Source organism: Bacillus altitudinis (assembly GCF_001191605.1).
Classification (GTDB): domain Bacteria; phylum Bacillota; class Bacilli; order Bacillales; family Bacillaceae; genus Bacillus; species Bacillus altitudinis.
This window is the reverse complement of sequence record NZ_CP009108.1, coordinates 892093-905961: the sequence shown is the minus strand read 5'-3', so window position 1 is coordinate 905961 and position 13869 is coordinate 892093. Positions and strand designations below refer to the sequence as shown.

The window sequence follows — 13869 nt, the reverse complement described above, 5'->3', positions numbered from 1 at the left end:
TGGAACACATAAATGAAGAAACCGATGATTCAATTCGAACATTTCGGATTCAAGTATCGCAGTCAGGCAGAACCAACATTGAAAGATATCAACCTGACCATCTATGAAGGAGAAAAAGTCCTCATCGCAGGCCCGTCTGGATCGGGAAAAAGCACACTAGCCCATTGTATCAATGGGCTAGTTCCTGCGTCTTATAAAGGTTCTATGGAAGGAAGTCTTCACATCGGCGGGAAAAATGCAGAGAAAGAGAACATTTTCTCCCTCTCACAGCTCGTCGGAACGGTGCTGCAAGATCCTGATGGACAATTTATCGGGCTGACCGTTGGAGAAGATATCGCGTTCACACTAGAAAATGATCAAGTCACACGCGAAGAAATGAAAACACGTGTCGAGAAAGCGGCAAAATTAACAGAGGTAGACGGCAAACTGGCATCATCCGTGCATGAGCTGTCAGGCGGTCAAAAACAACGTGTCGCCATCGCAGGCGTACTTGTCAACGATGTCGACATTTTGCTGTTTGATGAACCACTGGCAAGCCTTGATCCCGCAACAGGAAAAGAGGTGATCGACCTCATTGACCGTCTGCAAAAAGAAACGAAAAAAACGGTCGTGATGGTGGAACATCGATTGGAAGACGTCCTCTTCCGCCATGTCGACCGCATCATCGTTGTCAATGACGGCACGATTGCAGCGGATATGACACCAGATGAATTGCTCGCCTCAAATGTATTAGAAGCGGCATATTTACGTGAGCCTTTATATGTGAGAGCGATGAAATATGCAGGCATTCCGATTGCAGCAGGAGATCAAATCGCTGATTTACAGCATTTCACCTTAAATGACGAGGCAAAAGAGAAAATCGAGCAATGGATGGAAGCATCTGAGCCATCAGTCGAGCAGAATGAATCGCCGGATTTACTAGAAGTGCGTGAGCTGAGCTTTGATTATCCGACAAGACCAAACACGCTGAGCAACATCTCTTTTACCGTCAAAAAAGGAGAAATGATCAGCATCGCCGGTGCCAATGGCGCAGGCAAGACGACACTATCCAAGGTGCTCTGCGCATTTGAAAAGCCAACAAAAGGGACAATCCTTTTAAATGGCGATGACATCACAGGAGACACCATCAAACAGCGCTCCGAACGAATCGGTGTCGTCATGCAAAACCCAAATCAAATGATTTCGAAACAAATGATTTTTGATGAAGTCGCACTCGGTCTCGTTTTAAGAGGTGTGAAGGAAGACGACATCAAGGAACGAGTGGAGCGAGTCTTAAAAGTATGCGGGCTGTATCCATTTCGAAATTGGCCGATCTCAGCACTCAGTTTTGGACAGAAAAAGCGCGTCACCATTGCATCCATTCTTGTGTTAGAGCCAGAAATCATCATTTTAGATGAGCCAACGGCCGGACAGGATTTTAGACATTACACAGAGATGATGACGTTTTTAGAGCAATTAAATCAGCAGGGCGTCACGATCTTGATGATCACCCATGATATGCATCTCATGCTCGAATACACAACAAGAACCATCGTCATTTCAGATGGAGAAAAAATCGCAGATGATACACCAGCCAAAGTGCTGACAGATCAGTTGCTAGTCCAAAAGGCGAGCTTAAAGGAAACGTCGCTGTATGAACTGGCGCTAAAAGCAGACTGGCCAAATCCAAATGAACTCGTGGATCGCTTCATTGAGGTTGACAGAAAGGAACGAATGACATGGCTGTAGACATGCTGTCTTATATCGATCGCCCATCGCCAATTCACCGGCTGACAGGGGCAACCAAACTCATTTGCTTTATCCTCTGGTCATCCGCAGCGATGCTCACATATGATACAGGCGTATTAGTGTTTATGCTAGTTGCCAGTATCGTGTTCTTTCAGCTATCAAACGTACGATTTCGTGATATCTCCTTTGTGGTGATCGTCCTGGCGATTTTTCTTGTGATCAACAACATCGCCATCTACGTCTTTGCGCCCCAGCAAGGTGTCGCCATCTACGGAGCAAAGCACGAGCTATTTCATATTGCAGGCTGGTACAATGTCACACTTGAACAGCTTTTCTATCAATTGAACATTACACTGAAATACGTGACTGTGATGCCAGCGGCGCTTTTGTTTATCGTGACAACAAATCCAAGTGAATTCGCCTCATCGCTCAGCCGAATCGGGGTCAGCTACCGGATTTCGTATGCGGTAGCGATTGCGCTACGCTATATTCCAGATATTCAGCGTGATTTTCGAACGATTGCCATTTCTCAGCAAGCAAGAGGCATTGATTTATCGAAGAATGAAAAACTGGGAAAACGGATTAAAAATGCGCTTTCGATTGTGATGCCGCTGATTTTCTCCAGCCTAGAGCGGATTGAAAAGATCAGCAATGCGATGGAATTGCGCGGGTTTGGAAAGCATAAAAAGCGCACATGGTTTACGGCGAAAGACTTTCAAAAAGCAGATTATGCGGCGTTAATCTTTGTTGGAGCGGTACTGATTGTGTCGCTAGTGATTACATTTGTTAGAGGAACGAGATTTTACAATCCGTTTTGATAGAAGGAAGCCTTCACAGGAGTGGAGGCTTTTTTATTTGGTTTGTGGATAAAAGGTGTGGAAAATGGTAAAAGACTATTAACATGTGAATAAATCGGTTATATTGAACAATGAGCGAAATACTTGTGAATAACCAGATAATATATTGGAGGAATTAGAAACTTATGAACAAATCACTTTATGCTTGTGCAGAACATATAGAAACCGTACTAGACATGTACATAGATGATCACGAAACACCGCCAGAATTCAGAAAAATCGAACATACACACAGCTTATCCACAACCTGTGAATTGTGCGATGAACCTGCAATATATATAGTGGGGAACGAATGATCGGACACAAAATACACAAATTTTATCCACAATTGTTGATAACTTATATGAATAACTTGTTCTTAAGGTGGGGATGACCTGTGAATATATCAATTATCACAGTAGGAAAACTAAAAGAGAAATATTTAAAGCAAGGCATAGCCGAATACACAAAACGATTACAGGCATACGCAAAAATCGAGATCATTGAGCTCGCAGACGAAAAAGCACCCGAGAATCTCAGTGAGCAAGACATGAAAATCATCAAAGACAAAGAAGGCGAACGCATCCTAAGCAAAATCAACCCAGACGCCCACGTCATCGCCCTCGCCATCGAAGGAAAAATGAAAACTTCCGAAGAAGTAGCCGATACAATAGATAAGCTGGCAACATACGGAAAAAGTAAGGTATGTTTTGTCATAGGTGGATCCCTTGGATTAAGCGACGCTGTCATGCAGCGGGCGAATGAGAAACTGTCGTTTTCGAAAATGACGTTCCCGCATCAGTTGATGAGGTTGGTGTTGGTGGAGCAGATTTATCGGGCGTTTCGGATTGTGCGGGGGGAGCCTTATCATAAGTGAATGAGGTTTTTGAAGAAATATATATATAATCTGATGTAATAGAGTTCTTATTATAAGGGGGATGAATATGGAACATGATATTCGTTTGAAAATTATAGATTTGAATTTGGGTTTTAAAATACTAAAGAAATTTGAAGATAATTGGATTTATATAAAGATGGTATCACATACTTCTAAAAACTCGAGTAATTGTGCCTATTTTAAATTTAAGCTGAAGGATCTTATGCTCTTAGATGATGATATATTTTTATATGGGAATGAGGATGAGGATAGGCTGTATTTAAACAAAAGCGGAATTGTTCAAACTGAATGTTCCCCTGAAGAAGATGAAATTCTTTTTAAAATAGCCTCCTCCGATGGAATTATAGAGGTATTTATAAAAAAATATCTTCCTATCTTAAACGTTAGATTAGATGAACTAACTAATCCTAGTAAAAATATAATTATTACAGAAGGACAAACAGACTGGAGACATTTAAAATATGCTTTAAAAAAGTTAAATGGAAATGACATGTTTCAAAGCTTAGATATTGAATTTTTTGAACCTGATAAAAAAACTCAGATGGGTAACGATAAATTAAAAAAAATTCGTGATTATCATGCTTTATTGGAGAATGAATATTGTAAAATATTTATTTTTGATAGAGATGCTGATGATATTAATAGTGAATTTGGAGATGCTGAAGTATTATATCATGGGAACAATGTGTATTCTATGTTGTTACCAGTACCAGAGCACCGTAAAGACACACCATATATTAGTATCGAACATTATTATTTCGATAAGGATTTATTTAGAGAAGATATTAATGGAAGAAGACTATATATGGTAAAAGAATTCGATAAAATTACAAAAAAACATCTACTAATTCCTAATTTATATGCACTTAAAATAAATAAAGAGTCTAGTGATATAGGTATTTTAGATTTTAAAATTATGAAGTATGAAGAACAAGAAGGGGACTTATCCAAAGTAGCTAAAGATGGACAAAATATTGCATTAAGTAAAAGCAATTTTATTAAACATATTGAAAATGAAGAATTTAAGGGAGTTAATGTAGCGGCATTTTCATCAGTCTTTACAATGATTGAAGATATATTACAAGATTATTTACAAAATAAAGCTGGAGAAATAGAGATAAGTAAGGGTGTGTATTTAAAAAAGTATCCTACAGGATTAAGTACATTATCTTTATTTGCAGAGGCTCCAAAAGAATTATTAACTCTTTATAAAGGTACAAATCTAGTAACCGTTGGACCTGTAGTACTAGAAAATCATAATAAATTGATACTCGAAATTAAGGCTTTGATTAATGAAGAATGGCATCAGATTATACAATTTCCTTTAGATATTACTCCCTACTTAGTGGATTTTATAATGAAGAAAAATAAGAATAGATATAATCGTATAGAGCTTCATTTGTTTAGCCCTGATAGAGCAATAAGTTCTTCAAGAGAAATCTTAAAAGATGACATCTCTGGAACTATTCTATTAAGAGCGCTAAATTTGTAAAAAAATTCGTTAAATAGATAGGTAGTTTAGACCTAAAAAAGTAAAATATTTTTTTAGACTTTAAAAAAATGCTCAAGAGCCTTTTAAAAATGTATTAAAGGGCGAGAGTTTTATAATATAAAGTATTGAGCAGTGACTATCATTCGTGTTAGGAGCTGCCTTTAGATAAAACCTCACTTAGGTGCATTACGGAGAGCCTTATCATAAGTAAAATCAAATCGTTAGTATTAATATATATAGTATTTTATATTAAGAAAGGAGCGGAATTGTGAAGAAGGAGTACAAAAATATAACTATAATATCAGAGATAGAAACAAAAATTAATACTTTAAATAGAACTAGAAATAATAGAATAGAAATGAGTAAACGTTTAAAGAAGTATAGTGACAAATGGAAAATAATTTTTTTCTGGTTAAACATTGAAGCGGTAATATTTGTGTTATTGTCTCTTGGAGGAAAGGAAGTAGAACCTAGTTTTTCAAATAGTGGTTTTAGCTTAATTGCTGGAGTTTTCTCGATTTACGTAATCCTATTACAATACTATGTAAATGAGTTGAATTATAATGAGAGGGCTTTAAAAACACACTATCATCAATTAGATATAGAAGACTTAATTTTAAAGTTAAAAAAGTTGTTTTTAGAAAAGAATAATAGTAATAGTGATGACAAGTCATTAATAGAGAGATTTGATATTATTATGTTTGAGTATCAGTCAATACTTAAGAATAACGAAAATCATGATTCTGTTGATGATGCAAAACATAGATTTAATAAAATAATAGAAGATAAAGAATTTAAGAAAAAGAAAATAAAAGATTTTACAGTAGACAACATTTTATTACATGTTAATATGGCCATACTCTTATTTCCTATAGTTACTATTTATATTTATTTTCTAAAGTGAGTGATATGATGGAACTAATTGAGCTTACATATAAGTATATATTATCAATGTCCAAATCTAAAAAATATAATCCACAAACTATTGCTATTACCAATTACTTTGATAAACATAGTTTCTCGGCTATTAAAATTGAATTAGAAAGAGATGTTAAAGATTTTTGTGAAAATAATTACCCTTTTAAAGCAAGAGATTTTATTTATAAGAACGATTATTTTACACCTAGAAATATGTATTTGATAAGTCCAATATACTATACCTATTATACTTATATTGTTTTTAGAATAGCCAAATTGTTTTTAGATGAAGATACTAAATTAGATTTCTCAAAAGAACGAATGAAGATATTTTATTCAGGATTTTTAGACATAAGTTCTAATCATTCGGATGTCAAACAAAATGCTAGATTTAATAAAAGTTATAGCAGTTTTCAAAAAGAGAGAGAGAGATACTTTGATTTTCCCGTGTTAAAAATAGATTTACAGGATTTTTTTAACTCGATTAAATTAAAATCGTTGATAAATAAATTAAAAACGTTACTAGGAGAAAATAAGATTATTGATGATTTGAGTTATTTTCTTAATTTTTGTGGATTTGATTGTTTACCACAATTTCATTATTCAATAGGTTCATCAATATTATCTCAAGTATATTTGCAAGACTTTGATTCAAAAATAGAGAAAATAGCTTCAAGAGAAAACATAAATCTAATTAGATTTGTTGATGATATGTATTTTATTTATTTAGATGGTGAGATGGACTATAAAAGAAATAATAACTTGCTTAATGAAATAAGCTATTTACTATGGAATGAAGAGTTAGTGTTAAATTCCTCGAAAACAAAATTCTTAAGTCCAGAAGAATATAAAAATACAGTTGAAGTAATTGGCTTTGACTATGGTGAAGAAATGGTATCCTTCACTAGTGAAAAAATTATAGATAAAAGAACTAAAGAAATAATTAATAATGGTAACTTAATTCAATTAGTTAATAAATTATGTAGATTAGAAGAAGAGAGCGGTATAGATTTGAAAAGGTACAAGGAAATATTAGATGAATACATATCAATTGAAGGCGAAGATAATAGAAAAATATTAAATAATATTATTTTCTCTGGTAAATGGAAAGTGTTAAGTGATAAAGAGTTAAAGAATTTAGTTGAAAACTGGAGATATATTCAATTCAATCCATCTCAATTTACCGTCTTATATGTATTAATTTGTCGGCATTTAGAAAGAAAAAATGTCATAAATGGATCGAAAATAAAGTTGATTTTAAACTATTTATTAAATAATAGTAACTTTACATTTCGTGATACATTAGTAGCGGTTGCATATTTATTTCAGAATAAAAATAAACATAGTGATTTATTAAATAAGATCGAAATAGTTAATGTGGATTTTGTTAAATTTGTTAAAAAATATGTATGAAGGAGTTAATTAGTAATGATTCTGGGAGTTATAAAATAAAAGTGAAGCTTTATTTAAGTAATTAATATTGAATTATTATTTCAGTATTTGACAACGAACATATATAAGGACATATTGCGTTCTTAAAGGAGACTTTCATGGGTTTCAAAGCTGATTTTAAACATGAAATACGTAACGTAATAAAAGACGTAGAAAAAGAAATAAATAAAACATGGAAAATTGAATATAAAGGGCATTCTATAGAAATTATAAATCAAATAAAAGAAGAGCAACTAATCATTGATGGTGTGACAGTTGATAAAAAACAACGAAAAAGTTTATTGACTCATATGATCCCTTATTCAAAATTGTCAGGGATATTGGAGCTTCAAGATGGTACAAAACACAAAGTGTCCGTTAAACTTGGTGGGTATGTACGATTTCGTTGTATTGTGAAAGTAGATCATGAAACGGTTTTAGATGATTCAATGAAGATAGACTTTCTACCTTGGGATCATAAAGAGAAAATCGTTCCCTTTATTCAGCAACAAATTCAATCACATCATAAAATAGTAGACGACCGTTTACCCGATGAAGATTATTTATTTGACGAAAATGAACCACGATTGGCTCCCGGTTTATCTGATTATTATGTAGATGAACGACCTGCCCCTTTTTATGTAAAGAAATTATTGAAGCTTTTTGAAATACAACTGAATCATCCTACAAACGAAACTAGAAAGAAAACATATGAAAAAATTATTTCTAACAATATGGCGAGCCGCAGTAGTGAATTAAATGAACGATTTCAGCAAACACAATGGGATGAATCCCGTGTACAGCAAGAAGCGTTATGGCTTCTTGAACATGCAGCACATCGGGAGGTAGTCAAATTTGCAGTCATGATACTGGGATGTACAAACTGTGAAAAATACAAAGAGCTTTTATTCACAATAGGTATGCATGAAGAATTTACTTCTTATGTCGTGTTTGCATTGAAGAATGGCACAATTCAAGGAAACGAACATGTTTGGCGTCTTGCAAAGTCCGTCGATGGATGGGGGAAGATTTCGGCTGTTGAGCAATTGGAAGCATCGACGCCAGAAATAAAACGATGGCTACTAACAAAGGGCTGCGAAAACACAATTATGAATGAATACTTAGCTTATACTTGTGCTCTTAATGGTGATCTGGAAACAGCTTTATCAGAAGATGAAATTTCCAAAGAATTATACGATGGAGCGAGTCTCATCATTCAAGCATTATTAGAAGATGAGGTTTCTATCTACGGAATCGATGAGTATTCAAATGCAAGCTCAGTTCTCTGCCGATTTATTCACCATGCTCATAAGCACTGCCAAGCAATTGAGGACTTTTATCCAATATTGAAAATAAATGAGTTTTTAAATGATGAACAAGAGATTTGGGAAGAACGATTGAATGATTCAGGGACACAGGGCGATTATAAGGCTGTCCAGGAAGCGGTTCAACCGTTTATCAATGACAGTAGATGGCCAAAGCTTGCAATCGATTCGTTACAACAGGGTTTTAGCTCCCAAGCACTTAAAATCGCTCTCTTTTATCGTTTAGATGTGATTGAGCATCTATTTGCTTTACTTGAGAAAGATCCGGCAAATAGTGAAATATACTTTGCTGTGATGGACACAAATCATCACCAGAATATTAGAGAGCTTTGTACATTTGCAGAAACACATTTATCGTTATCAAGTCTTTCAGATGATGAAGTGGCTTGTTTACAATATATTGTGCAAGATTTATATGAACACGAAGGTGTAGGATTGCCATTGATTCAAGCTGCACTTAGATCAGATGATGGAAATTTACAGTATCATGCTTTAAGTGTATTAAAAGAATGGTCTCCTTCGTATTCGCAGCAAATGGCCACAAGAAAATTGATTGAACATATTGCTGTGAAGACAAAGGATAAGGAAGATCGAAAGTTAGCCAAATACTTATTAAAGAAATAGGATTCGGTTTACCTTCGCACTACGAAAATAAAATCTGAATATTAGAAAGCAGGCACACCATGCACACAATCAAAAAAATAGGCCAAACCTTCTCCTATATCACACCAGTATCACTCACCGACCGCCCCATCCTAGGCATGGTCGTAGGCAATAACAAAACATTAATGATCGATGCAGGCAATTCAGAAGATCATGCGAACTATTTCATCCAAAAAACTTTAAAGCATGAGCTCGCCTCTCCCGATCTTGTTGTCCTCACTCATTGGCATTGGGATCATATTTTTGGTCTACCGGCGTTGCCTCATGCGGTTTCAATTGCTTCTGTAAAAACCAGAAAGGAAATGGAGAAGCTTCTTCCGTTTTCTTGGTCAGATGAGGCGATTGATGAGCGGGTGAGGGAAGGAACGGAGATTGAGTTTTGCGCGAAGGCTATCAAAGAAGAATATAAGAATCATCGAGAAATTCAGGTCGTTTTACCGGATGTGACGTTTGATCGTCGGATGGAGATTGATCTTGGCGGGGTGACTTGTGTTGTGCAGCATGTTGGAGGCGATCATGCCGCAGATTCAGTGATCGTGTATGTGAAAGAAGAGAAAATTCTATTCCTAGGAGATTGCATTTATCCGAAAATGTATGCAGAAAAAGTACATTTTACGTTGAATGAAATCTTGCGTCTTTTAGATGAGTTAGATGCTTTTGATGCCGATACGTATATTCCATCGCACCAAAGACCATGGACAAAAGAGGAGTTTCGACAGGAAACAGACAAGCTTAGGAAGATTGCGAAATTCACTGATCTATGTGGTGGAGATAAGCAGAAAATCACGAATGAATATCAAAAGTACGTGAACAGAGAACTGAAAGAAGATGAATTAGAAACTATAGAGTGCTTTGTAAATGGATATTAAATAATAAATAAAAAAAGTCTCATTTGAGTGATTTTCCTCAAACGAGACTTTTTTATTTCTATGGTAAACCTACAAAGTCTTCTGCATCACGAACTGTGACAGACATCTGTTTTGCATTCATAATAATGACACAATCCCAAGTGGGCGTTATTTGCAGTTCATCATTCTCATCAATACGGATCATTCCTTTAAATTCAACCGTTTGTTCTAGAAAAACCATTTTCTTTTCTGTATCATCTTTGACTGCTGTTAAATGTTCAGGATAGTGAACGGTCCAATCATAAAAAGTAGTTTTCTTCATAGTTCCTCCTATTTTCATTCGTACACATCTCCGAATACTTCTTTTGTTTGCCGGATTGTCAGTGATTTATTGGTTGGATCAATTGAAATGACACAATCCCAAGTAGGTTTGATTTGTAGCTCGTTGTTGTCATCCAACCAGATGATGCTATTTAGTTCAATAGATGGCTCTAAAATGACCATTTTCTTTTCATAATGATCTGTAATCGCTGTTAAGTCTGCTTGTAAATGGATGGTCCACTCAAAAAAAGTGATTTTTTTCATTGTTTCTCCCCTCATCTTCGCTTATATTTCCATTATAACCTGAGTGTTTTCTGACACCATTTTTTATCAATTCTTCTATTAATCGAGAGGTTACTTACAGATGGACAAAATAACTGACCCATACGACACCTTCAAAACCAAAATATCGAAATATCCAATTGAACAAAATCATTGGCAAGCTTTCAAAGATGGAACAGCGATTAAACAATTAAAAGCGGGTACATGCATGATCAAGGCTGGCGATCCAGTGAAGCATGCTTATTTCTGTCTAACGGGGCTCTTCCGTCTCTTCTATTTGTTACCGGATGGAAGGGAGTACAACGTGGCTTTTACGTTGGAAGATGATTTTGCTACTTCTTATGCAAGTATGATCAACGGGCAGCCTTCTCCTTATTCGATTGAAGCGATGGAGGATTCTATCGTGATTGAAATTCCGTATGATCTACTTCAAATATTGATGGACAGCAGTCATATGTGGGAGCGGTTTGTTCGGGTGAGTGTTGAAAGGCTGTATACGAGAAAGGAAGAGCGTGAGAGGGAACTGCTATATTTGCCGGCAATTGAGCGATATCAGGCGTTTTTATTGAAATATCCCGGGTTACATCAACGTATCGCTCAATATCATATTGCCTCATATATCGGTATTTCTCCAGTTTCGCTGAGCAGGCTGCTGCATCCTGCTGAACATTAACCTATGTTAATGCACATTCTCTAGAACTGGCGTACAATCATCACATCATAGAAGAATCGAGGGGCTTGATGATGAAATATATGATGGTTGTTTTATTAGAGTTCTATCCATCTTGGCTTGCATTACCACGAGAGGAGCGCAGAACCCATGCGGCTTCGCTGCAAGAATTGATGCAGAAATATGAGGAACATGTGACGGTGCGCTTTTTTGATGCTGAAGCTCTTCCAGGTAAGGATTACACAGATTTTGTGATGTGTGAAACGGATGACCTGAAGTTCTATCATTTTATGTGGGAAGAGATTAGAGATTCTATTCCTTACACAAGTGGTTATGTCAAAATTAAAGAGGTCATCATGGGAATGGAAGATGCTTTTCAAACATATGAAAAAGAATCTCTGAAAATGGATCAGTAATCGAAAACCACCTACTATCAGGTGGTTTTTTGCACATTCTATTTTTTGGTATAATCAGGGGTAAGGTAAGATTCGGATAAATTTTTGAACTTAATCGGAGGTACATATGAAACAACTTTATATGAAACAGAAAGTATTTAGTCTGAGCGGTAGGTTTACCGTAAAAGATCAACAGGAGAATGATGTATATGTGGTCGAAGGCAGCTTTATGAAGGTGCCAAAGACGTTCACCATTTTGAATACAGAACGAGACGTCATCGCTGTAATTACGAAGAAAATGTTTAGCTTTTTACCAAAGTTTTTAGTAGAAGTCGGTGGACAAGAGGTATTGACGATCAAAAAAGAGTTTACATTCTTCAAAGCCAAATATTCAATTGATGCTGCTGGGATCGAAGTGCAAGGGAACTGGTGGGATATGAATTTCCAAGTGCTGCAAAGCGGCGAAGTGGTCGGCCAGGTGAAGAAGGAATGGTTTACTTGGGGAGATAGCTACAAGGTGGGTATTTTGAAAGAAGAGATGGAGCCTGTGATGATTGCATTGGTTGTTGCGATTGATTGTGTGAAAGCGGATGAAGCAGCGTCTAGGTCTTCGTCGACGACAATGAATAATTAATTGGAGGGTTTAAAGTTGGACAATCTCACCCGCATTTTAAGATTAAGAGATGCAGAGATATGGGAGTATGAATTTCTCGATAATAAAGACATCATCGTCTATTTCTCGATTACAGATTTAAATAGAAAAGCAACGATTCATGATAACCCTCTGGCCACTCAAGAAGAACTGGATGAAAGAGATAATTACATATCAATGGATGTGCACAGCCATCTAGATCTCAAGAAAACGCTAGCAGAAGATATATTCGATGATTTTATCACCAATATCTCAGCTTTAGTAGAGCATATGCATGATTTTCACAATGCGCATGTTTTTATTCACATGCATGTTCATGACAAAATCGAATTAACAGATTTTCAGTTAGAAGAAGATGAAGAGATGCATGGCGATGAAAAAGAACAACTCTATACATTTAAACGTTTATGGATTCAGCAGGCATGTTTTCAATTGGTCGAACAACAATTAAATCGAAAAATCACAGACATGTCTAACAGTAGGTTTTGCCAAGATCTAAAGTGAGGTGAGCAAACGAATGACATTCCCATACAAAGTATTTCAAACAGTTGTTGAATGCGGCAGCTTTACAAAAGCTGGTGAGAAGCTTGGGCTGACGCAGTCTGGGGTGAGTCATAATATGACGAAGCTTGAGTCAGAGCTTGGGATTGTGCTGCTTCATCGGAATCGAAACGGGCTGTCGCTGACAGATGCAGGTGAACGAGTGATGCCCCATATTCGCCAAATCATTCATCATGCGTCATTGCTTGAGCAGGAGGCGGCGTTGATTCAAGGGATGGAAGTGGGGAGTATCAAGATCGGCACGTTCTCTAGTTTTTCTTCAAAAATGCTTCCGCAGCTCATTCATCGTTTTACGAAAAGTTATCCCAATATCCAATTGGAGTTATACGAAGGCGGCTATGAAGAGATTGAAGAGTGGATCGCGTCTGGCACAGTTGATCTTGGGTTTTTAACACAGCCATCTAGAGATTTGGAAACTGTTCCACTGTTTCAAGATGAATTGGTAGTGCTCATGCAAGAGAGTCATCGTTTCCATACAAAGAAGGTGATGGAAGTGGCTTCGTTCCAAGATGAACCATTTATTATGCCAAAAGCGGGCTGTGATCAACTCATTAAGAAATTATTAAAAGAAAGCGGCGTAAAACCCCATGTTTTATTTGAGATTGGGGACAACAATACGCTCATCTCTATGGTTCAGGAAGGCCTTGGGCTCACGATCATTCCGAAATTGATGTTGCCGCCTCAGGTGCCTCATGCGAACGTAATTCCACTTGAGACCCGTGTTTATCGCGAAATCAATATGGCGTTTAAATCTTTTAACGCAGCCTCTCCCTCTACTAAAAGATGGATTGAAGCAGTCAAAGATCATTTTAAATAGATTCAGCTTGAACGAGAGTCTCTATTCAAGCT

At 36.3% G+C, this 13869-nt stretch carries 16 protein-coding genes; 14 read left to right on the top strand and 2 right to left on the bottom strand.

The features are described 5' to 3' along the window. Window positions 1–12: 12 nt before the first annotated feature. The 9 genes from ID12_RS04525 to ID12_RS04490 all read left to right on the top strand — a co-directional run bounded on the left by ID12_RS04525 (window position 13) and on the right by ID12_RS04490 (window position 10160). Window positions 13–1728, top strand: coding sequence for an ABC transporter ATP-binding protein (locus tag ID12_RS04525; protein WP_050826801.1), 1716 nt, complete (start codon window positions 13–15; stop codon window positions 1726–1728). After that, window positions 1719–2546: an energy-coupling factor transporter transmembrane component T family protein gene (locus ID12_RS04520; RefSeq protein ID WP_050826800.1), complete on the top strand. Its 828-nt coding sequence runs from the start codon at window positions 1719–1721 to the stop codon at window positions 2544–2546. Before ID12_RS04525 ends, ID12_RS04520 begins: the two co-directional genes overlap by 10 nt. A gap of 164 nt (window positions 2547–2710) precedes the next feature. Then, window positions 2711–2881, top strand: a complete 171-nt coding sequence (locus tag ID12_RS18760) for a CxxH/CxxC protein (protein ID WP_008360116.1) — start codon at window positions 2711–2713, stop codon at window positions 2879–2881. Between the two features lie 80 nt (window positions 2882–2961). Further along, complete coding sequence (gene rlmH, locus ID12_RS04515) at window positions 2962–3441, top strand: 23S rRNA (pseudouridine(1915)-N(3))-methyltransferase RlmH (protein WP_050826799.1); 480 nt, start codon at window positions 2962–2964, stop codon at window positions 3439–3441. A 67-nt stretch (window positions 3442–3508) separates the two neighbouring features. After that, on the top strand, window positions 3509–4954 hold the full coding sequence (locus ID12_RS04510) for a hypothetical protein (RefSeq protein WP_050826798.1): 1446 nt from the start codon (window positions 3509–3511) through the stop codon (window positions 4952–4954). A gap of 268 nt (window positions 4955–5222) precedes the next feature. Further along, window positions 5223–5858 (top strand): SLATT domain-containing protein, encoded by a 636-nt coding sequence (locus ID12_RS04505; protein ID WP_050826797.1) that lies wholly within the window; start codon window positions 5223–5225, stop codon window positions 5856–5858. 8 nt (window positions 5859–5866) lie between these two features. Beyond that, a complete protein-coding gene (locus ID12_RS04500; RefSeq protein WP_234717167.1) occupies window positions 5867–7285 on the top strand; it encodes an RNA-directed DNA polymerase in 1419 nt (472 codons plus the stop codon). A 137-nt stretch (window positions 7286–7422) separates the two neighbouring features. Continuing rightward, the gene (locus ID12_RS04495; RefSeq protein ID WP_050826795.1) at window positions 7423–9252 is read left to right on the top strand and encodes a hypothetical protein; all 1830 of its coding nucleotides are present in this window, start codon (window positions 7423–7425) and stop codon (window positions 9250–9252) included. A 59-nt stretch (window positions 9253–9311) separates the two neighbouring features. After that, entirely contained in the window at window positions 9312–10160 is an 849-nt protein-coding gene (locus tag ID12_RS04490; protein ID WP_050826794.1) for an MBL fold metallo-hydrolase, read from the top strand. Between the two features lie 58 nt (window positions 10161–10218). Here the strand turns inward: ID12_RS04490 and ID12_RS04485 are convergent, their stop codons facing one another. Further along, the gene (locus ID12_RS04485; protein ID WP_050826793.1) at window positions 10219–10461 is read right to left on the bottom strand and encodes a hypothetical protein; all 243 of its coding nucleotides are present in this window, start codon (window positions 10459–10461) and stop codon (window positions 10219–10221) included. 14 nt (window positions 10462–10475) lie between these two features. After that, a complete protein-coding gene (locus ID12_RS04480; RefSeq protein ID WP_008347450.1) occupies window positions 10476–10724 on the bottom strand; it encodes a hypothetical protein in 249 nt (82 codons plus the stop codon). Window positions 10725–10824: 100 nt separating this feature from the next. Between ID12_RS04480 and ID12_RS04475 the strand changes: the two genes are divergently transcribed. From ID12_RS04475 to ID12_RS04455, 5 genes are all read left to right on the top strand, one after another. Beyond that, window positions 10825–11415, top strand: coding sequence for a Crp/Fnr family transcriptional regulator (locus ID12_RS04475; RefSeq protein WP_050826792.1), 591 nt, complete (start codon window positions 10825–10827; stop codon window positions 11413–11415). Window positions 11416–11486: 71 nt separating this feature from the next. Further along, entirely contained in the window at window positions 11487–11828 is a 342-nt protein-coding gene (locus ID12_RS04470) for a darcynin family protein (RefSeq protein ID WP_008347446.1), read from the top strand. A gap of 106 nt (window positions 11829–11934) precedes the next feature. After that, window positions 11935–12441, top strand: coding sequence for an LURP-one-related/scramblase family protein (locus ID12_RS04465; RefSeq protein WP_050826791.1), 507 nt, complete (start codon window positions 11935–11937; stop codon window positions 12439–12441). 15 nt (window positions 12442–12456) lie between these two features. Then, window positions 12457–12963 (top strand): hypothetical protein, encoded by a 507-nt coding sequence (locus tag ID12_RS04460; protein WP_025208302.1) that lies wholly within the window; start codon window positions 12457–12459, stop codon window positions 12961–12963. A gap of 13 nt (window positions 12964–12976) precedes the next feature. Then, window positions 12977–13837, top strand: a complete 861-nt coding sequence (locus tag ID12_RS04455) for a LysR family transcriptional regulator (protein ID WP_050826790.1) — start codon at window positions 12977–12979, stop codon at window positions 13835–13837. Window positions 13838–13869: the final 32 nt, after the last annotated feature.

What these genes read in the sequence shown, in the direction of transcription:
- ID12_RS04500 (WP_234717167.1), top strand. Translation starts at nt 5,867, where the DNA reads ATGGAACTAATTGAGCTTACATATAAGTATATATTATCAATGTCCAAA.
- ID12_RS04480 (WP_008347450.1), bottom strand. Translation starts at nt 10,724, where the DNA reads ATGAAAAAAATCACTTTTTTTGAGTGGACCATCCATTTACAAGCAGAC.
- ID12_RS04495 (WP_050826795.1), top strand. Translation starts at nt 7,423, where the DNA reads ATGGGTTTCAAAGCTGATTTTAAACATGAAATACGTAACGTAATAAAA.
- ID12_RS04465 (WP_050826791.1), top strand. Translation starts at nt 11,935, where the DNA reads ATGAAACAACTTTATATGAAACAGAAAGTATTTAGTCTGAGCGGTAGG.
- ID12_RS04520 (WP_050826800.1), top strand. Translation starts at nt 1,719, where the DNA reads ATGGCTGTAGACATGCTGTCTTATATCGATCGCCCATCGCCAATTCAC.
- ID12_RS04475 (WP_050826792.1), top strand. Translation starts at nt 10,825, where the DNA reads ATGGACAAAATAACTGACCCATACGACACCTTCAAAACCAAAATATCG.
- ID12_RS04525 (WP_050826801.1), top strand. Translation starts at nt 13, where the DNA reads ATGAAGAAACCGATGATTCAATTCGAACATTTCGGATTCAAGTATCGC.
- ID12_RS18760 (WP_008360116.1), top strand. Translation starts at nt 2,711, where the DNA reads ATGAACAAATCACTTTATGCTTGTGCAGAACATATAGAAACCGTACTA.
- ID12_RS04510 (WP_050826798.1), top strand. Translation starts at nt 3,509, where the DNA reads ATGGAACATGATATTCGTTTGAAAATTATAGATTTGAATTTGGGTTTT.
- ID12_RS04485 (WP_050826793.1), bottom strand. Translation starts at nt 10,461, where the DNA reads ATGAAGAAAACTACTTTTTATGATTGGACCGTTCACTATCCTGAACAT.
- ID12_RS04455 (WP_050826790.1), top strand. Translation starts at nt 12,977, where the DNA reads ATGACATTCCCATACAAAGTATTTCAAACAGTTGTTGAATGCGGCAGC.
- ID12_RS04490 (WP_050826794.1), top strand. Translation starts at nt 9,312, where the DNA reads ATGCACACAATCAAAAAAATAGGCCAAACCTTCTCCTATATCACACCA.
- ID12_RS04470 (WP_008347446.1), top strand. Translation starts at nt 11,487, where the DNA reads ATGAAATATATGATGGTTGTTTTATTAGAGTTCTATCCATCTTGGCTT.